The sequence below is a fragment of the Streptomyces olivochromogenes genome (assembly GCF_021538895.1).
Taxonomy (GTDB): domain Bacteria; phylum Actinomycetota; class Actinomycetes; order Streptomycetales; family Streptomycetaceae; genus Streptomyces; species Streptomyces olivochromogenes_A.
The window spans coordinates 76,603-94,528 of sequence record NZ_JADDRL010000016.1 but is presented as its reverse complement, the minus strand read 5'-3'; the positions used below and the strand labels follow the sequence as shown (position 1 = coordinate 94,528).

At 68.0% G+C, this 17,926-nt stretch carries 14 protein-coding genes; 10 read left to right on the top strand and 4 right to left on the bottom strand.

Annotated features, from left to right (window positions below; genetic code table 11):
* The first annotated feature begins 1 nt into the window (after window position 1).
* The 10 genes from IPZ69_RS10760 (at window position 2) to IPZ69_RS10715 (ending at window position 11,864) form a co-directional block, all read left to right on the top strand.
* A complete protein-coding gene (locus tag IPZ69_RS10760; protein ID WP_235453817.1) occupies window positions 2–370 on the top strand; it encodes a DUF4233 domain-containing protein in 369 nt (122 codons plus the stop codon).
* 63 nt (window positions 371–433) lie between these two features.
* Complete coding sequence (gene ndk / locus IPZ69_RS10755; protein WP_235453816.1) at window positions 434–847, top strand: nucleoside-diphosphate kinase; 414 nt, start codon at window positions 434–436, stop codon at window positions 845–847.
* A 322-nt stretch (window positions 848–1,169) separates the two neighbouring features.
* Window positions 1,170–2,189, top strand: a complete 1,020-nt coding sequence (locus IPZ69_RS10750) for a rod shape-determining protein (protein WP_004931372.1) — start codon at window positions 1,170–1,172, stop codon at window positions 2,187–2,189.
* Window positions 2,190–2,351: 162 nt separating this feature from the next.
* Complete coding sequence (gene mreC / locus IPZ69_RS10745; protein WP_235453815.1) at window positions 2,352–3,293, top strand: rod shape-determining protein MreC; 942 nt, start codon at window positions 2,352–2,354, stop codon at window positions 3,291–3,293.
* A gap of 13 nt (window positions 3,294–3,306) precedes the next feature.
* A complete protein-coding gene (mreD, locus tag IPZ69_RS10740) occupies window positions 3,307–3,984 on the top strand; it encodes a rod shape-determining protein MreD (protein WP_235453814.1) in 678 nt (225 codons plus the stop codon).
* An 80-nt stretch (window positions 3,985–4,064) separates the two neighbouring features.
* Window positions 4,065–6,314 carry a penicillin-binding protein 2 gene (gene mrdA / locus IPZ69_RS10735; protein ID WP_235453813.1) on the top strand — a complete coding sequence of 750 codons (2,250 nt, stop codon included), beginning with the start codon at window positions 4,065–4,067 and terminating at the stop codon, window positions 6,312–6,314.
* Complete coding sequence (gene rodA, locus IPZ69_RS10730; protein ID WP_235453812.1) at window positions 6,311–7,510, top strand: rod shape-determining protein RodA; 1,200 nt, start codon at window positions 6,311–6,313, stop codon at window positions 7,508–7,510. Before mrdA ends, rodA begins: the two co-directional genes overlap by 4 nt.
* A gap of 11 nt (window positions 7,511–7,521) precedes the next feature.
* Window positions 7,522–8,169 carry a hypothetical protein gene (locus IPZ69_RS10725; RefSeq protein ID WP_235453811.1) on the top strand — a complete coding sequence of 216 codons (648 nt, stop codon included), beginning with the start codon at window positions 7,522–7,524 and terminating at the stop codon, window positions 8,167–8,169.
* A gap of 94 nt (window positions 8,170–8,263) precedes the next feature.
* Complete coding sequence (locus tag IPZ69_RS10720) at window positions 8,264–9,775, top strand: CYTH and CHAD domain-containing protein (protein ID WP_235453810.1); 1,512 nt, start codon at window positions 8,264–8,266, stop codon at window positions 9,773–9,775.
* A gap of 100 nt (window positions 9,776–9,875) precedes the next feature.
* Window positions 9,876–11,864: a TIGR03960 family B12-binding radical SAM protein gene (locus IPZ69_RS10715; protein WP_235453809.1), complete on the top strand. Its 1,989-nt coding sequence runs from the start codon at window positions 9,876–9,878 to the stop codon at window positions 11,862–11,864.
* A gap of 645 nt (window positions 11,865–12,509) precedes the next feature.
* On the opposite strand, the gene IPZ69_RS10710 is transcribed toward IPZ69_RS10715, so the two are convergent.
* The 4 genes from IPZ69_RS10710 to IPZ69_RS10695 all read right to left on the bottom strand — a co-directional run bounded on the left by IPZ69_RS10710 (window position 12,510) and on the right by IPZ69_RS10695 (window position 17,185).
* A complete protein-coding gene (locus IPZ69_RS10710) occupies window positions 12,510–13,733 on the bottom strand; it encodes a pentapeptide repeat-containing protein (RefSeq protein WP_235453808.1) in 1,224 nt (407 codons plus the stop codon).
* Window positions 13,734–14,603: 870 nt separating this feature from the next.
* On the bottom strand, window positions 14,604–15,125 hold the full coding sequence (locus IPZ69_RS10705; RefSeq protein ID WP_235453807.1) for a hypothetical protein: 522 nt from the start codon (window positions 15,123–15,125) through the stop codon (window positions 14,604–14,606).
* Window positions 15,126–15,482: 357 nt separating this feature from the next.
* Window positions 15,483–16,430: a CU044_5270 family protein gene (locus IPZ69_RS10700; protein ID WP_235453806.1), complete on the bottom strand. Its 948-nt coding sequence runs from the start codon at window positions 16,428–16,430 to the stop codon at window positions 15,483–15,485.
* Entirely contained in the window at window positions 16,427–17,185 is a 759-nt protein-coding gene (locus IPZ69_RS10695) for an RNA polymerase sigma factor (RefSeq protein WP_235453839.1), read from the bottom strand. The genes IPZ69_RS10700 and IPZ69_RS10695 overlap by 4 nt, the downstream gene beginning before the upstream one ends.
* Between the last annotated feature and the right edge of the window lie 741 nt (window positions 17,186–17,926).

The window sequence follows — 17,926 nt, the reverse complement described above, 5'->3', positions numbered from 1 at the left end:
CGTGCGTACGCTCTGTTCCTCGACCCTGATCGGCGAGTTCTTCGTCATCGGCTTCGCCGCTCTGGTGGCGATGAAGGACCCGGACCTGTCGACCTCCACGGTGTGGCTGGTCAGCGGGATCGCGATGTTCCTGTGCGTGGCGCTGTGCGGCGTGATCACGCGGCCGGGCGGGATCGCCCTCGGCTGGGCCCTGCAGATCGCGCTGATCGCCTCCGGCGTCTTCGTCCCGACGATGTACTTCATGGGCCTGGTGTTCGCGGCGCTGTGGTGGGCGTCGGTGCATTTCGGACGAAAGGTCGACGAGGCGAAGGCGCGTTTCGCGGCTCAGGCGGCCGCGCAGGCCGACTCCTCTACACCTGACGCTGCGTAACAGCCACTGGGACACGCCCTGTAGCCTCGTCCCACCGCACACATCTGCAAGAAGGAGCCCTCCGTGACTCAGCGCACCCTCGTCCTCCTCAAGCCCGACGCCGTCCGTCGTGGCCTGACCGGCGAGATCATCAGCCGCATCGAGCGCAAGGCCGGCTGGCAGATCACCGCGCTGGAGCTGCGCACGCTGGACCAGGACACCCTGGAGCAGCACTACGGCGAGCACAAGGGCAAGCCCTTCTACGAGCCGCTGGTGGAGTTCATGGCCTCCGGCCCGGTCGTCGCCCTGATCGTCGAGGGCGAGCGGGTCATCGAGGGTCTGCGTGCCCTGGCCGGCCCGACCGACCCGATCGCCGCCGCCCCCGGCTCCATCCGCGGCGACTACGGCGTCATCGTCCGCGAGAACCTGATCCACGCCTCCGACTCCGAGGAGTCCGCCGAGCGCGAGGTCAAGATCTTCTTCCCGGGTCGCGCCTGACCCTCCGGGGGTTGGCGGTCGCGAACTTTTCGTCAAATTTTCTGAGGGTACGTCAGTCGTAGCAATTCTGTGACCTGCGGCGGAGGTGCGTTTTCGGCCACCGCTCGGCATATGCGTGGCGATCGGGGGAACGAGTGCCCCCGATGGCCCGTCTCCACAAGCGAGGCGCTACGCCATCTGCTGACAATGGCGAAGACCCTCGCGCAGTGTTCGTGAAGGCGCGTCTACGATGGAAGCCTTCACGTCACAGCACCCACTTCGCCGACCTGAATTGCCCTCAAAAGCTCCCGGGAAGGCCAGACGAATCCTGATGGGGAACTCAATGTCGTTCATCGGCCGTGACATGGCTGTCGACCTCGGGACCGCCAACACGCTGGTGTACGTCAGGGGTCGCGGGATCGTACTCAACGAACCGTCCGTCGTCGCGATCAACACGAACACCGGTGGCATCCTGGCGGTCGGCGCCGAAGCCAAGAAGATGATCGGGCGGACCCCCGGCAACATCGTTGCCGTGCGCCCGCTGAAGGACGGCGTCATCGCCGACTTCGAGATCACCGAGCGCATGCTCCGCTACTTCATCCTGAAGATCCACAAGCGGCGTTACCTCGCCCGGCCGCGCGTCGTCGTCTGCGTGCCGTCCGGCATCACCGGCGTCGAGCGCCGCGCCGTCATCGAGGCCTCCTCGCAGGCCGGCGCCCGCCAGGTGCACATCATCGAGGAGCCCATGGCCGCCGCCATCGGCTCCGGCCTGCCGGTCCACGAGGCCACGGGCAACATGGTGGTGGACATCGGCGGCGGCACCACGGAGGTCGCGGTCATCTCGCTCGGCGGCATCGTCACCGCCCAGTCCATCCGCGTCGCGGGCGACGAGCTGGACAACGCGATCATCCAGCACATCAAGAAGGAGTACAGCCTCCTTCTCGGTGAGCGGACCGCCGAACAGATCAAGATCACCATCGGCTCGGCGTACGACCTCGACGCCGACGAGCACACCGAGATCCGCGGCCGGGACCTCGTCTCCGGGCTGCCCAAGACCGTCGTCATCTCCGCCGCCGAGGTGCGCAAGGCGATCGAGGAGCCCGTCAACGCCATCGTCGACGCCGTGAAGACCACGCTCGACAAGTGTCCGCCGGAGCTGTCCGGCGACATCATGGACCGAGGGATCGTGCTCACCGGTGGCGGCGCGCTGCTGCGCGGACTCGACGAAAGGTTGCGCCGCGAGACCGGCATGCCGATCCACATCGCCGAGGACCCGCTGGACAGCGTGGCGTTGGGTTCCGGCAAGTGTGTCGAGGAGTTCGAGGCGCTCCAGCAGGTTCTGGACGCCCAGCCGCGCAGATGAAGTAACTCTTCGATTCCGCCGTACGAGATGATCTCCTCTCGTACGGCGGATCGTTGATATAGAGGCATTAGCTCCCACAAACGGGCCCCCAGGGTTTGCGCTTCGGGTTGGCGCTCTCGGGGGCCACCCGAATTCCAATGAGGAAGGGCACGGCCGCCGCACGTGAGGGACACGAAAGAGAGCCGGCTGCTCCTGGTGCTGCTGATCGCCATCGCGTTCGCGCTGATCACGGTGGACATCCGAGGCGGCCAGAACTCCCCGGTCGACGGTGCCCGACAGGCCGCCGCCGCGGTCTTCGGCCCGATCGAGAACGGGGTGTCGTCGGCGGTCGATCCCGTCGGCAACGCCGTGTCGGCCGTCCGTAATTCGGGCGAGCGGCACGACCGGCTCGCCCGGCTGGAGAAGGAGAACGCGGCCCTCAAGGCGAAGCTCGGCAGCAACGACCGCAACCGCAGCCGCCTCAAGCAACTCGACAAGATGCTGAAGGTGGCGGGCGAGGGGCAGTACGGCATCAAGGGTGCCGAGGTCATCGCCATAGGGTCGGCGCAGGGCTTCTCCTGGACCATCACCATCGACGTCGGCGCCAACGACGGCATCCGGCGCGACATGACCGTCCTCAACGGCGACGGCCTGGTCGGCCGCGTCACCACCGTCGGACCCGACGCCTCCACCGTGCTGCTCGCCAACGACCCCGACTTCACCGTCGGCACCCGCATGGAGGGCAGCGACGAACTCGGCTTCGCCTCCGGGCAGGGCGACCGCCCGCTGCGCGTCGAACTCCTCAACGGCAAGGCGGAGGTGAAGAAGGGCGACCGGCTCGTCACCTTCGGCTCGCAGGCCGACAGGCCGTTCGTGCCCGGCGTGCCGGTCGGTGTGGTCTCCCGTATCGACCCCTCCGGCGGCGGCCTGACCCGCACCCTCTACGTCACGCCGTTCGTCGGCTTCACCAAGCTCGACATCGTCGGCGTGGTCGTCCAGGCCCCGAAGAAGGACCCCCGCGACGAGGTCCTGCCGGCCAAGCCCAAGCCGACCCCCACCCCGACCGTGACCGTCACGGTCACCCCGTCCGCCGACGCGACCGCCACCGACGAGCCGCAGCAGTAGGAGCTGAATCCCCATGCGTGTCAACCGGATCCTGCTCTCCTCCGCGCTGGTGGTCGTCGCCCTGGTGATCCAGGTGAGCGTCCTCGCCCGCCTGCATCTGCCGGGCGCCGTCCCCGACCTGATGCTGCTCACCGTCCTCGGCCTGGCCATGGTCTACGGCCATGTCGGCGGCGCCCTCGTCGGTTTCGGCGCGGGCCTGCTCGCCGACCTCGCCCCGCCCGCCGACCACGCGGCCGGCCGCTACGCCCTGGTGCTGTGCGTCATCGGCTATCTGGCCGGCCTCATCAAGCCGGAGAGCGGCCGCATCAAGTCGGCCACCGGCCCGATGCTCGTCGTGGTCGCCGCCGCCATCGGCTCGACCCTGCTCTACGCCGGCGTCGGCGCCCTCGTCGGCGACACCGCCGCCCGGCACGTCGGCCTCGGCGGCCTGCTGATCTCGGCCGCCCTGTACGACCTGCTGCTCGCCCCGTTCGTCGTCCCCGGCATCATGGCGCTGGCCCGCCGCGCGGAGAACGACCCGCTCGCCGAGGCCGGTTCCGCCACCAAGGCCACCGACATCTCCTCCGGCTGGCTCTCCTCCGGCACCGGCCTCAGGATCGGCGGGCAGCGCGGGGGCCTGGGCGGCCTGAAGACCAAGGCCCGTACGCGCACCACGCGCGTCGGGCGTATCAAGGGGGTCAAGCGGCTGTGACGACAGGGGAGTTCGTGAGCGGCGCGCACAGCTTCGTCGGACATGACACAGACACACACTGAGAGGGGGAGGCAGCAGCAGTGACCAACATTCCCGAGACCGGACGGACCCCACGGGTCCAGATCAGACTCGTCGTCATCCAGATCCTCGTCCTCTCCCTGCTCGGCACCCTCGGCGGCCGCCTGTGGTACCTGCAGATCCGTGAGGGCGCCGAGTACCAGAAGGAGGCCTCCGGCAACCACGTCCAGCAGGTCGTCGACCCGGCCGTACGGGGCTCGATCCTGGACGCGCGCGGCGTGGCCATCGCCGACAACGAGACCCGTCTGGTGGTCTCCGCCTCCCGCACCGACCTGCTGAAGCAGAAGGACGACGGCAAGGCGGTCCTCACCAAGCTCGCCGGGGTCCTCGGCATGGACGCCCGGGAGGTCCGCCAGAAGGTCCGGCTGTGCGACGCCAAGACCCCGCAGCCCTGCTGGAACGGCTCGCCGTACCAGCCGATCCCGATCACCGACGAGGCCACCGCCAAGCAGGCCCTGCAGATCCGCGAGCGTTCCGAGGACTTCCCCGGCATCACCGCCGAGCCGGAGGCCGTGCGCCGCTACGCGGGCCCCGGCAAGTCCAACACCGCCCAGGTCCTCGGCTATCTCTCGCCGGTCACCGACAACGAGATCCAGCAGGCCAAGGACACCGACTCGCCCTACCTGCGCTCCGACATGGTCGGCCGCAGCGGCCTGGAGCGGCAGTACGACAAGGAGCTGCGCGGCAAGGCGGGCGTCACCCGCTACGAGGTCGACAACCTCGGCCGCGTCATCGGCAAGGCCAAGTCGGATGCCGCGGAGCCGGGTTCCAACCTGGTCACCAGCATCGACTCCCGCGTCCAGCGGGTCGCCGAGTACGAGCTGAACGTGGCGATGAAGAAGGCCCGCCAGCAGTTCGACAAGATCACCGGCGAGAACTACAAGGCCGACTCCGGCGCCGTCGTCGTGATGGAGGCCAAGACCGGCCGGATCGTCGCGATGGCGTCCGCGCCGACGTATGACCCGAACGTCTGGGTCGGCGGCATCTCGGCCAAGGACTACAAGGCGCTCACCGGCAAGAACTCCGACTACCCGCTGCTCAACAGGGCCATACAGGGTCAGGCGGCGCCCGGTTCGACGTTCAAGGTGGTCTCCACGGCCGCCGCGGTCCAGGCCGGCTACGGGTGGGACGGCGGCTATCCGTGCACCAGCTCGTACTCGGTGGGCGGCCAGGTCTTCAAGAACTTCGAGGGCGAGAGCTTCGGCCCGATCTCGCTGGGCAAGGCCCTGGAGGTCTCCTGCGACACCGTCTTCTACGGACTCGCCGACCGGGAGTGGAAGAAGGACGGCGGCATCAACCCGAAGAAGGGCGAGCCCAAGGACTGGTTCTTCAAGACCGCCCACCAGTTCGGCCTCGGCAAGGAGACCGGCGTCGACCTGCCCAACGAGGTCACCGGCCGTATCCCCGACCGCCAGTGGAAGCTCAACTACTGGAAGGCCAACAAGGTCGCCTGGTGCAAGAGCGGCAAGAAGGACGGCTCGTACGTCGAGAAGATCGCGTACGAGAACTGCCTCGAAGGCAACAAGATGCGCGAGGGTGACGAGATCAACTACTCCATCGGCCAGGGCGACACCCTCGTCACGCCGATCCAGGAGGCCGCGATCTACGGCGCCGTCGCCAACGGCGGCACCATGTACCACCCGACCATCGGCAAGGCGGTCATCAGCCCCGACGGCAAGTCCGTGCGGGAGATCAAGCCCAGGAAGAACGGCAGGCTGCCGGCCAGCCAGGCCACCCTCAAGGGCATGAACGAGGCCTTCGCGGGCGTCATCACCCGCGGTACCGCCGCCTGGAAGTTCGGCGGCTGGCCCCAGGACAAGATCGAGCTGCACGCCAAGACCGGTACCGCCGAGGTCTACGGCAAGCAGACCACGTCCTGGCTGGCCACCTACACCAAGGACTACACGGTCATCATGACCATCGCCCAGGCCGGTACGGGTTCCGGCGCCTCCGGTGAGGCCGTGCGCAACATCTACAGCGCGATGTACGGCGTCCAGCCGGACGGCTCCGTCAACCAGAAGAAGGCGCTGCTGCCCTCGCCGGAGAAGAAGCTGCCGAAGGTCCGCACGGACGGCACGATCGCCGCCCCGAAGGTCAAGGGCGACCCGGCCAAGGACGTGCAGGCCAGCCCGTCCGGCTCGCCCTCCCCGGACGCCTCGCAGCCCGCGGCGACCACCGCCTCGCCCGAGACGAACAACCGCACCACCCGCAGGCGGGCCCGCCGGAGGGGTAGCCGGAGGATGCTCCCATGACCGGCGCGAACAGCTTCTCCGTCCGCGGGTACGGCCCCCAGCGCGCAGCCTGGACGCGCCTGTTCGCCCGTGACTCGCTGGCCCGGCGCCTGGACTGGCCGATACTGCTGGCCGCCCTCACGCTGTCCATGATCGGCGCCCTGCTGGTGTTCTCCGCGACCCGCAACCGCACCGAGATCAACCAGGGCGACCCGTACTACTTCCTGATCCGGCACGTCATGAACACCGGCATCGGGCTCGCCCTGATGATCGGCACGGTCTGGCTCGGCCACCGCGCCCTGCGCAACGCCGTGCCGATCCTCTACGGCCTGTCGGTCTTCGGCATCCTGCTGGTGCTGACGCCGCTCGGCTCCACCGTCAACGGCGCCCACTCCTGGATCGTGCTCGGCGGCGGCTTCTCGCTCCAGCCCTCGGAGTTCGTGAAGATCACGATCATCCTGGGCATGGCGATGCTGCTCGCGGCCCGGGTCGACGCGGGCGACAAGAAGTACCCGGACCAGCGCACGGTCCTTCAGGCCCTGGGCCTGGCCGCCGTACCGATCATGGTCGTGCTGCTCATGCCCGACCTCGGCTCGGTCATGGTCATGGTGATCATCGTGCTGGGCGTGCTGCTCGCCTCCGGCGCCTCCAACCGGTGGGTCTTCGGCCTGCTCGGCGCGGGCGCGCTCGGCGCCATCGCCGTCTGGCAGCTGCACATCCTGGACGATTACCAGATCAACCGGTTCGCGGCGTTCGCCAACCCGGACCTGGACCCGGCCGGCGTCGGCTACAACACCAACCAGGCCCGCATCGCGATCGGCTCCGGTGGACTCATGGGCGCGGGCCTGTTCCACGGCTCCCAGACCACCGGCCAGTTCGTCCCCGAGCAGCAGACGGACTTCGTCTTCACGGTCGCGGGCGAGGAACTCGGCTTCGCGGGCGCCGGCCTGATCATCCTGCTCCTCGGCGTCGTCCTGTGGCGCGCCTGCCGCATCGCCCGCGAGACCACCGAGCTGTACGGCACGATCGTGGCCGCCGGCATCGTCGCCTGGTTCGCCTTCCAGGCCTTCGAGAACATCGGCATGACCCTCGGCATCATGCCGGTCACCGGTCTGCCGCTGCCCTTCGTCTCGTACGGCGGCTCGTCGATGTTCGCGGTGTGGGTGGCGGTGGGGCTGTTGCAGTCCATTCGTGTGCAGCGACCGATGTCGGCGTAGGGGAGGCCGCGTTGTCCGAGGGGGAGTCCCACACGGGGACGGGGTCCGCCGAGGAGGAGGACCACGCGAGGGTGGCCCTGTGCCCCGTCACCCCGGAGCCGGCCCACGGGCTCGTCGGCATCGCCGAGCTGGACCTGACCGGTCCCGGGACCGCCGAGCAGGCGCTCGGCGAGCTGGGCTGGCGGACCCTCGACGACGCCCTGGAGGACCCGGCGTACGAGACCGCGCCGGACATCCCGGAGTGCGACCTCATATCGCCGCTCGGACACTTCACGTACCTCGACGGCTATGTCGCGATGCCGTTCTCGTACCTCTACACGATCGGTGGCGAGCTGCTCCCCGACGACTACTGGGGCGCCCTGCCCGGCTGGCGCAGTGAGCCGGGGGCCTGGCGCGCGGAGTTCGACGCGCACGCGGAGTCGGTGGTCCGGCTCATGACCGACCGGCTGGGCCCCGCGCACTACGACATCCGCCGGCCGAAGTACGCCGCCCGGTACGTCACCTGGGCCGTGGGGCCGAACGTGCTGGTGATCACCCAGCGGCCGGAGCCGATCTCGTACCACCAGTTCGAGCACGCCGAGATCGTCGTCTGCCCTCGTACGGTCGAAGGCGGCCATTTTCCCGGCGGCCCCGCCCTCCGGGAACTCGTCACCACCTGACCGCCACCTTCACTTTTCCGTTCACTGGAGTTTTCTCGCCATTCACTTCGATGGTGCACTGCCATCCGGGCCCGCATACCACTAGATTCGGTTCATGGCGGAGACGAAGCGCGAGATCGAGCGCAAGTACGAATCCGACGACAGTGGCCTGCCCGACCTCACCCGCGTCGGCGGGGTGGCGAACGTCCTCGACAAGGGCGTCGTGGAACTGGACGCCACCTACCACGACACCGCCGACGAACGCCTCGCCCGGTCCTCGATCACCCTGCGCCGCCGCACCGGAGGCTCCGACGCCGGCTGGCACCTGAAGTTCCCGGTCTCCACCGGCGTCCGCGACGAGATCCAGGCCCCGCTCTCCGACACCCTCCCCGAGGAGCTCGCCGCGCTGGTGCGCTCCCGCGTCCGCGACGCCGAGCTGATCCCCGTGGTCCGGCTGCGCTCCGCCCGCGACCTGCGCCACCTCGTCGACGCCGACGGCACGCTGCTCGCCGAGGTCAGCGTGGACGCCGTACGGGCCGAGCGGCTCACGGAGGGCGGCGGCACCGCCCAGTGGACCGAGATCGAGGTCGAGCTCGCCGACGGCGTCGAGACGACCCTGCTCGACAAGATCGAGAAGCGGCTGCGCAAGGCGGGCGTACGACCGTCCGACTCGCCGTCCAAGCTGGCCAGGGCACTGGCCGAGACCGCCCCCGCCAAAAAGAAGGCCCGCCGCGGGCCGAAGAAGCCGAAAGCCCCGGTCACCGCCGGTGACCACGTCCTCGCCTACGTGCGAGCCCAGCGCGACGCGATCGTCGAGCTCGACCCGGCCGTACGCCAGGACGTGGAGGACTCCGTGCACAGGATGCGGGTCGCCACCCGCCGGATGCGCAGCACCTTCCGCTCCTTCCGCAAGGTCCTCGACCGCACCGTCACCGACAGGCTCGGCGTCGAGCTGAAGTGGCTGGCGGCCGAGCTCGGCCTGGACCGCGACCGCGAGGTGCTCACCGAGCACCTGACGGCCGCCCTCGACGAGGTGCCCGCCGAACTCGTCTCCGGCCCCGTCCACGAGCGGCTCCAGCTCTGGGCGAGCGCCAGCCACGGGGGAGCGCGCAGCCGTCTCATCGGCGTCCTGGACTCCCGGCGGTACCTGACCCTCCTCGACGACCTGGACGCCGTGGTCGCCACCCCGCCCCTGCTGGAGGCGGCCGCCGGCAAACCGGAGAAGGTGATCGCCAAGGCCGTACGCAACGACTTCGCGAAGGTCTCCGACCTGGTCGAGCAGGGCATGGAAGTGCCGCCCGGCCACGACCGCGACCTGGCCCTGCACGACGCCCGCAAGAAGGCCAAGCGGACCCGCTACGCCGCCGAGACCGCCACCCCCGCCCTCGGCGACCCGGCCGCCGCACTGACCAGGTCCATGAAGTCCCTGCAGAGCCTGCTCGGCGACCACCAGGACAGCGTCATGGCCCGCCAGACGCTGCGCGAGCTGTCCGCCGTCGCGCACGCGGCAGGGGAGAGCGCGTTCACGTACGGCCTGCTGTACGGCCGCGAGGAGCGGCGGGCGGCGGCGGTGGAGGAGGAGCTGCCGGGCGTGTGGCGGGAGATCAAGGGCGGGGCGCCCGTCTGACCCCGTCTGGCCCCGTCTGACAAGGTCGGGCGTACGGGGGAGGCCGCCGAGCGGGTTACGCTTGATGGTCACCCCTGTCAGCTCACGAAGGTTCGTTGAGATGCCTGCCGAAACCGCCGAGGCCGCGGAGTCTGCTGAGTCTGTGTTTCCGCAGCTCGAAGCCCTGCTCCCACATGTGCAGAAGCCGATCCAGTACGTCGGCGGCGAGCTCAACTCCACGGTCAAGCCGTGGGAGTCCTGCGACGTCCGCTGGGCGCTGATGTACCCGGACGCGTACGAGGTCGGTCTGCCCAACCAGGGCGTCATGATCCTCTACGAGGTACTGAACGAGCAGGAGGGCGTCCTCGCCGAGCGCACCTACAGCGTGTGGCCGGACCTCGAGGCGCTGATGCGTGAGCACCGCGTCCCGCAGTTCACGGTGGACAGCCACCGCCCGGTGAAGGCCTTCGACGTGTTCGGCCTGTCCTTCTCCACGGAGCTCGGCTACACGAACATGCTCACGGCGCTGGACCTGGCGGACATCCCCCTGGAGTCCAAGGACCGCACGGTCGACGACCCGATCGTCCTCGCCGGCGGCCACGCGGCCTTCAACCCCGAGCCGATCGCGGACTTCATCGACGCGGCGATCATCGGCGACGGCGAGCAGGCCGTGCTGGACATGACGAAGATCATCCGCGAGTGGAAGGCGGAGGGCCGCCCCGGCGGCCGCGAGGAGGTCCTCTTCCGCCTGGCGAAGACGGGTGGCGTCTACATCCCGGCGTTCTACGACGTCGAGTACCTCCCCGACGGCCGTATCGGCCGCGTGGTCCCCAACAAGTCCGGCGTCCCGTGGCGCGTGTCCAAGCACACCGTCATGGACCTGGACGAGTGGCCCTACCCCAAGCAGCCCCTCGTCCCGCTGGCCGAGACGGTCCACGAGCGCATGTCGGTCGAGATCTTCCGCGGCTGCACGCGCGGCTGCCGCTTCTGCCAGGCGGGCATGATCACCCGCCCGGTGCGCGAGCGCTCGATCACCGGCATCGGCGACATGGTCGACAAGGGCCTGAAGGCGACGGGCTTCGAGGAGGTCGGCCTCCTGTCCCTGTCCTCCGCGGACCACTCCGAGATCGGCGACATCGCCAAGGGTCTGGCCGACCGCTACACCGAGGACAAGATCGGCCTGTCCCTCCCCTCCACCCGCGTCGACGCCTTCAACATCGACCTGGCGAACGAGCTGACGCGCAACGGCCGCCGCTCGGGCCTCACCTTCGCCCCGGAGGGCGGCTCGGAGCGCATCCGCAAGGTCATCAACAAGATGGTCTCGGAAGATGACCTCATCCGTACGGTCTCCACGGCCTACGGCAACGGCTGGCGCCAGGTGAAGCTGTACTTCATGTGCGGCCTGCCGACGGAGACCGACGACGACGTCCTCCAGATCGCCGACATGGCGACGAAGGTCATCGCCAAGGGCCGCGAGGTCTCCCGCTCCAACGACATCCGCTGCACGGTGTCGATCGGCGGCTTCGTTCCCAAGCCCCACACCCCCTTCCAGTGGGCCCCGCAACTCTCCGCCGAGGAGACGGACGCGCGCCTCGAAAAACTCCGGGACAAGATCCGCGGCGACAAGAAGTACGGCCGCTCGATCGGCTTCCGCTACCACGACGGCAAGCCCGGCATCGTCGAGGGCCTCCTCTCCCGCGGCGACCGCCGCATCGGCGCCGTCATCCGCGCCGTCTACGACGACGGCGGCCGCTTCGACGGCTGGCGCGAGCACTTCTCGTACGACCGCTGGATGGCCTGCGCCGTCAAGGCCCTCGCCCCCTTCGGCGTCGACGTCGACTGGTACACCACCCGCGAGCGCACCTACGAGGAGGTCCTCCCCTGGGACCACCTCGACTCCGGCCTCGACAAGGACTGGCTCTGGGAGGACTGGCAGGACGCCCTCGACGAGACCGAGGTGGAGGACTGCCGGTGGACGCCGTGCTTTGACTGTGGGGTGTGTCCGCAGATGGATACGGCCATACAAATCGGCCCGACCGGGAAGAAGTTGCTGCCTCTGACGGTCAAGAACGCTGGTCCGACGCCGGCTTCGAGTGGGCACGCGCACTGAGGTGGGCGAGGCACTCGATCGGGTGATTGAGGCGCTGGCGGGGGTGAGCGAGGACGAGGTGACGGCTGCGTTCTCCGTGGCTGGCGTCTCGGCCCCTCGCCCGTCGCCGCCGGCAGCGCCCCTTCGGACGCCGCTGCCGGGCCCCGAGGCTTCGCTGCACATCGTTTCCGAGGTGGAGTGGGTCTGAGACCTGCGTAGGCGCATGGCTGGCTATAGGACCGCGAGCCCCCTTTCCTGACCGGGAAGAGGGGCTTGTGCGTCCAGCGATCGTGATCTCAGGTGGCTGACTTACGAGTTGCCTACCCCATCAAGGCGGCTCGCTCCGCTCCAGCGCGTGTCCCGGCCTTGGTTGGACGCGAGCTCCTGCTCCGCCCCGCTGCAGCCCGGACCCGCGTCTTTGACGATCAGCCACCTGAGGTCAGACAAGGCACCCGTCGGGGATGGGGCGGACGTCTCCACAACTTTGGACGATATTCCACGGGGAAGCGCCAGGGCTGCCTGCGCGTCACACCCTCGTTAGTCTGCCCGGATCGCGCCACTGGGCCCGGCGTTTAGCCGCAAACGGCCAATTGCGCTGCGGCTTGGTCTCCAGCCGCAGCGTTTATTATTGCGCCCAAGTCCCAGTGGGCCCGCCGACGTCGTCTTCTATGGCTGTCGCCTTTGTGTGCGTCCTTCGCGCATGTCGTTCGCGATCTTTTGAGCGACTTGAGGAAAGAGGTCGGCATCAACTGGTGCGCTCGCTACGGCTTCCTGGATTGCGGGGTGTTGACTCAGAGGCTCGGGCAGTTGAGTGTTTGCGTTGAGTTGGGCCAAGGCTAGTTCCTCTGCGTCTGGCAGCCCCTTTACATTACGGAGATCTGCTCCGATCAAGTCTGCGCCGACGAGCGTTGCGCGGTGAATCTTTAGCCCTCCGGCTTTGAAAGCGTTGCCTTCGCCTCGTGAGAGGTAGACGTCGTCGAGGATGGCGTAACGCAGATTGGCGCCGGTGAGATCGGCAGTGAGTGTGGCTCCCGTTAGGTCAGCCGCAGCCAACAACGCTCCGCACATGGTCGCTTCGACGAAGGAGGCTGACTCTAGGGACGCTCCAGTCATGTTGGTTTGTCGGAGTGATGCCCTCACGAACAGGGCGCCAGAGAGGTCACTGTGGGCGAGGTTCGCACCGTCGAGGTTCGCATCACTGAACATCGCGCGTGCGAAGTTGAGGTCACCTAGGTTGGCTGCACGAAGGTCGGCTCCTCTTAGGTCCACCACATGGCTGCTGGTGGGGCGCCTTCCCAGGACACCAACTGCTGCTTGCACGTCCTGGGGCAAAATGCTGTCGCTTCCTCGGCGTGCGTCCCGGAGGAACGCAGCGAGTACCGCGATGATCGTGAGCTCATCTCGTTCGCTGTCGATCATGATTCGTTCGAGGGCGAAGATTCCGCCGAGTCGCTCGTGAGTCTTGTCGGATGCCAGTAGTTTGATCGCTTCGACATAGCGGCCGGTTACTTGACCTTCTCTGGTCAGTTCGGCCTGGCGTTCATCGCGTTGCTGCGCTTCCCTCAGAGTTATCTCGAACTGCTTCTGGTTCTCGGAGAACTGTTCTTGGGTGTGCAGGAATTGCTGCTGCTCGAGCTGATGCTTCTTGCTGGTGTAGTACAACGTGACGCCAGCGGTGAAGCCTGCCGCGATGGCGACGAGCATGGTGCGGAAGCCGGTGACGATGACGCCAGCGGAGGACACGAGTTCGCCTTGGCCATCTTTCAGGTGGTCACCTTCAATCCACCAGGGACCCCAGATGAGGAACCAGATGAAGGCGCCGATGCCGATTGTGATTAGGGCCCAGCGCCACCAAGGCCGCGGCTTGTTGGTGGGATGCTCATCGCTCATGACGACATGATGTCCGCCAGAGGTGGGGTGTATGCGATGAATAGCCGTTCTCAAGCAACGGCGGTGCTTTAGCGCGAGTGTGGGTGTCTCCGTGCCCGCAGATGGACACCCACATTCAAATCGGCCCGACGGGCAAGAAGTTGCTGCCTCTGACGGTCAAGAACGCAGGTCCGACGCCCGCTTCGAGTGGTCACACCCACTGATGTGAGCGAGGCACTCGATCGGGTGATTGAGGCGCTGGCGGGGGCGAGCGAGGGCGAGGTAGGCGCTGCGTTGGCTGCGCTCGGTGTTTCGCGTCCTCGCCCGATGGCGCCGGTGGCGTCTTCTCGGACGCCACTGCCGGGCTCCAGGGAGGCCTCGGAAGTGGTCTCCGAGGTGGAGTGGGTCTAAGGCCGATCCAGGCTCGCACGTGACTCTGTGGCCGGTTGAGCCCCCTTCCCGCCAGGAAGGGGGCTCGGTGGTTTCTGGCGGGTCGGGATCCTTGGGCCGCGGAGCCCGCGGGACACCGGCTGAGTTGCAACTTTTTCCAACGGTTCAAGCCCCGGCTGTCGACGCGCGCCCACAGGTGGATAGAGCCGGTGGCCATGAGGCGATCACTGCATAGAGCAGCCCACGGTCAAGGCAATGCCTCCGGCGGGGGATCGGCCGGCACCGGGATGGAGGGGGCGCCGTCGTGCCGTCGTCACGTGCTGGCCGCCGTGGCCTGCTCTGGTCGACGGCATCGGCAGCGTGGCTGAGGCCGGTGGGGGTACGCTGCGGGGAATCACGGTGAACGACGGGTGTGGCGACGAGGCAACCTGTCTCCGATCTGCACCCGTTGCACCAGCTCGGAGACCGGAGTCGCACTCAGGCAACCCGAGCTTCCCAAGCTCAGGGCTCAAGAGCACCTCCGCAGCTGGTCCCAAATCGCTGCGGCAGGTTGGCCCGAGCCCTCCAATGCTCAGGGTCCCAGGGCTCTTCAAGCCACTTCGTCAGCTGTCGCGCTGCGGCCTCGAAAGCCGCCTCCAGCGAAGCATCGTCACGGACAGGAATCTCAAGACTCGGCGCGTAGTGAGCGTTGTGGTTCTCCGTGCACCAGCACGCCACCTCTACCGCGGCACAGACTCTCAGACGGCCGGCCGCCGTCCACTCCACGTCGATCGCCATCGCCAACCAGTCGACGCGATCGTCATACAGCGAGAACTCCGTCAGGAGTATCTCGGGGACACCAACGGCTGCACCAGGGAAGTTGATGTGGTGCGGCCACCATTCCCAGTCGGGCGTTTGGTCTGCGGGGCGCACGGCATCCACCATCGCCACCGCTCGGCGCATGCGCTGCCTACCGAGATCGTCGACGTGCGGGAAGAGTTCATCCAGCGGCACCCTGTCGAAGGGCCCGCGCATCGTGGTCATGGTTCCGAGCATCGCTTTATTGGATAACAGTGGGCAAGAACCCGGATCCGCCTGATCACTCACAACGCCTCGTCGCCACCACATGCCGATGAGACCGCACCACAAGCGCACCAGATCGAGCCGGGAACAGCGGGGAGCCACGGTGAAAGCAGCCCAGCCCGACGGAGCCACAATCCGACCGTTCGTCCAGGTCAACGCCCTAACTAGACCCGTGTGATCGCAGCTTCCCAAGCTGAGAGTGCGAGTTCGATTCTCGTCACCCGCTCCATGTTGAAACCCCAGGTCAGCGACCTGGGGTTTGTTTGTTGTCCAGCCTGATTCAATTGCGAGACAGGACTGCTCTCCAGGAACGAGCAATCATGTGGCCGGCGTCTCGCCTGCCTTGTCCGCGACCCCGACAGCCAGCAGCGCCTCGTCCGCCGAGCCCAGGAAGTCGAGGGACTTCTTGTCGAAGACCCAGACCGTGCGGCCGTCGCGCTCCTTGAAACTCAGGCCGATGCCGGAGCGGCCCTTGTAGTCCTTGGCGTCGGTGACGACCGAGACGCCCGGGATCTTCGCGGCCGCGCGGTAGAGCGCGGCGTCCAGTTCGGGCAGGAGCGTGGCGTCGGGCAGCATGTCGCCGATCTTCTCCAGCGCCGCACTCTCCCTGCTGGTCTGCCCCTCCCCCTTCGTGCCGGCGTAGATCTTCTCCAGCAGCGAATCGGGGTCGGTGGGCAGCGCCTGAAGCTCACGGAACGTGGTGACGTTCGGGTCGGGGCTCAGCCTCATGTCGTGAGTGCCCTTGGAGTACGAGGAGAACGGGTCCCGGGGCCGAAACGGCGGACCCACCAGCACGGTGACCCGGCGCAGTCCCGCGCGCTTGCCGTCGACGGCAGTCCAGCTCGCTTCGCGCAGGATCCGGATGTCCTTTTCCGAGAACTTCATGGCGCCCTGAGTGCGGACATAGATGTACTGGTCGTCCCTGACGGGCACGGACTTCTTCGCGGCGGCGACCTCGGCGATGCGATTGAGGAGGTCGACCGCGTCCGCATCGGTCGTGGCGGTCTTGGATCCGACGGACCCGACAAGGACCGCGGCGACGATCGCTGCCGCCGTGGCGAGGGGTACGACGATGACAGCGAACCGCCGGCGGGGGGCACGCGCTCGCCGGCCGGGTGCCGTCGCGATGTCCGGGAGTTTTGGGGCTTGCTCGGTGAGCTCTCTCATCAGAAGGTCCTTCAGCAGGTCGTGGCGGTCGCTCGTCAGGACCGGCTCGCCCGGGCTCGGCAGCAGCCTGGCCAGTTCCTCGCGCTCTTCGGGGTTCATCGGTGCTTCTCCTGAGTCGACCGGGCCGTTTCGGGACGGCCACCCGGTACCTGTCCGGTGCGCGGGCCGAGTCCCGGCTTTTCCTGCTGAGGTGGAACATCGCGTATCGCGGCGGCACTTGGCTCCCCCGGGTACGTGGCCGGCTGCCCGGCGGACCTGCGCCGGGCCAACTCCGCCTCCGACAACGACCGTAGACGCTGCCTTGCCCGGGCGAGCCGCGACCGTACGGTGCTGGCCGGCACACCGAGGGCCTCGCCTGCGGCCGCGTAGCTCAGTCCCGACCAGACGCACAGTGCGAACACTTCACGCTCGGCTCTGCGCAGCCGGCCGAGCGCGGTATGCGCGGCAGCGAGCCGCTCGGCTTTCTCCATGCGCCCGACGACGTCGTCGGCGAAGTCGGGCAGGGTGTCACGGTCCGCCGGGCGGTCGGGGAGCCGGGCGAGCGTGGCGCTGTGCCGACGGGCGGCGCGGCGTATGTTGCGCAGAACGTTGGTGGCGATGCCGTACAGCCAGGGGCGCAGTCCGTCGCCGTCGGGCACGTCGGCGTCTTCGTCCAGGACCGCGGCTTCGGGTCTCAGCTTCTCCCTGAGCCGCCAGGCTTCCAGGAAGGTCAGGGACACCACGTCCTCCGCAGTGCCCCGGTCCGCCGACAGGCGGGCGGCATGGCCGTAGACGGCCCTGGCATGCGCGCCGAACAGTTCGGCGAAGGCTTCCGGATCACCGGCGCGTATCCGGTCACGCAGGGAAAGTTCCACAACCAGCCCTGTCCGCTCGACACTCGTCGTCTCTGTGGCGACGATCACACCACGAGCGGATCCTCCAACTCGCCTGGTGTGCGAACGCAAGGACAGCCGGCCCGGCCGACGGCTATCCCTCCGGACTTGCGCCGCCCCGGACCCCACGAACATCCGCCAGACCCCTGGACCGGCCGCGTGCCCATAGCGTGCCCATAAGAGCGGTCAACCACGGTCAACAGCGGTGCGATCCCGCACTCCCGACCGCTACGCCAGAGCACATACGACCAGATCAGAGGCCATCTCACCGCGGAAGCGCCGTCGCTTCCCAAGCTGAGAGCTCGGACACCGTCGTCACCGGCCAGCCGTCGCGGGTTGCTCTGGTCGGCAGCCCGAAAGCGTGGCTAAGGCCGGTGGGGGTAGAGCGAGGCACACGCGTGCGTGATCACTCGGCGCACCCGCCGTCGTAGCTGGCTGTCGTCGACTGAGGTTCGTGCCACTGCCGTGCCAGATGCAGGGGTTAGCCACGGTCAACGGGATCGCCTCGCGGTCGAGTTCCCGGCAGCCTGACCCGGTATCGACGCCCCAGGTCAGCGGGACGATCTCCCCGCCTCTCTCCTAAAGCGGTGGTCGGCTGGAACCTCGTGCATCAGCCTGTCTTCCGGGGGCGTGGCGCGAGTGTGGGTGGTCCTCTGTCCTCAGAACGGTGAAGAACGCTGGCCCGACACCCGCTGCGAGTGGTCACGCGCACCGAAGGGGGCG

Coding starts and splice junctions, on each gene's coding strand:
- IPZ69_RS10750 (WP_004931372.1), top strand. CDS start 1,170: ATGTCGTTCATCGGCCGTGACATGGCTGTCGACCTCGGGACCGCCAAC.
- mreD (WP_235453814.1), top strand. CDS start 3,307: ATGCGTGTCAACCGGATCCTGCTCTCCTCCGCGCTGGTGGTCGTCGCC.
- rodA (WP_235453812.1), top strand. CDS start 6,311: ATGACCGGCGCGAACAGCTTCTCCGTCCGCGGGTACGGCCCCCAGCGC.
- IPZ69_RS10720 (WP_235453810.1), top strand. CDS start 8,264: ATGGCGGAGACGAAGCGCGAGATCGAGCGCAAGTACGAATCCGACGAC.
- IPZ69_RS10715 (WP_235453809.1), top strand. CDS start 9,876: ATGCCTGCCGAAACCGCCGAGGCCGCGGAGTCTGCTGAGTCTGTGTTT.
- IPZ69_RS10710 (WP_235453808.1), bottom strand. CDS start 13,733: ATGAGCGATGAGCATCCCACCAACAAGCCGCGGCCTTGGTGGCGCTGG.
- IPZ69_RS10705 (WP_235453807.1), bottom strand. CDS start 15,125: ATGACCACGATGCGCGGGCCCTTCGACAGGGTGCCGCTGGATGAACTC.
- IPZ69_RS10700 (WP_235453806.1), bottom strand. CDS start 16,430: ATGAACCCCGAAGAGCGCGAGGAACTGGCCAGGCTGCTGCCGAGCCCG.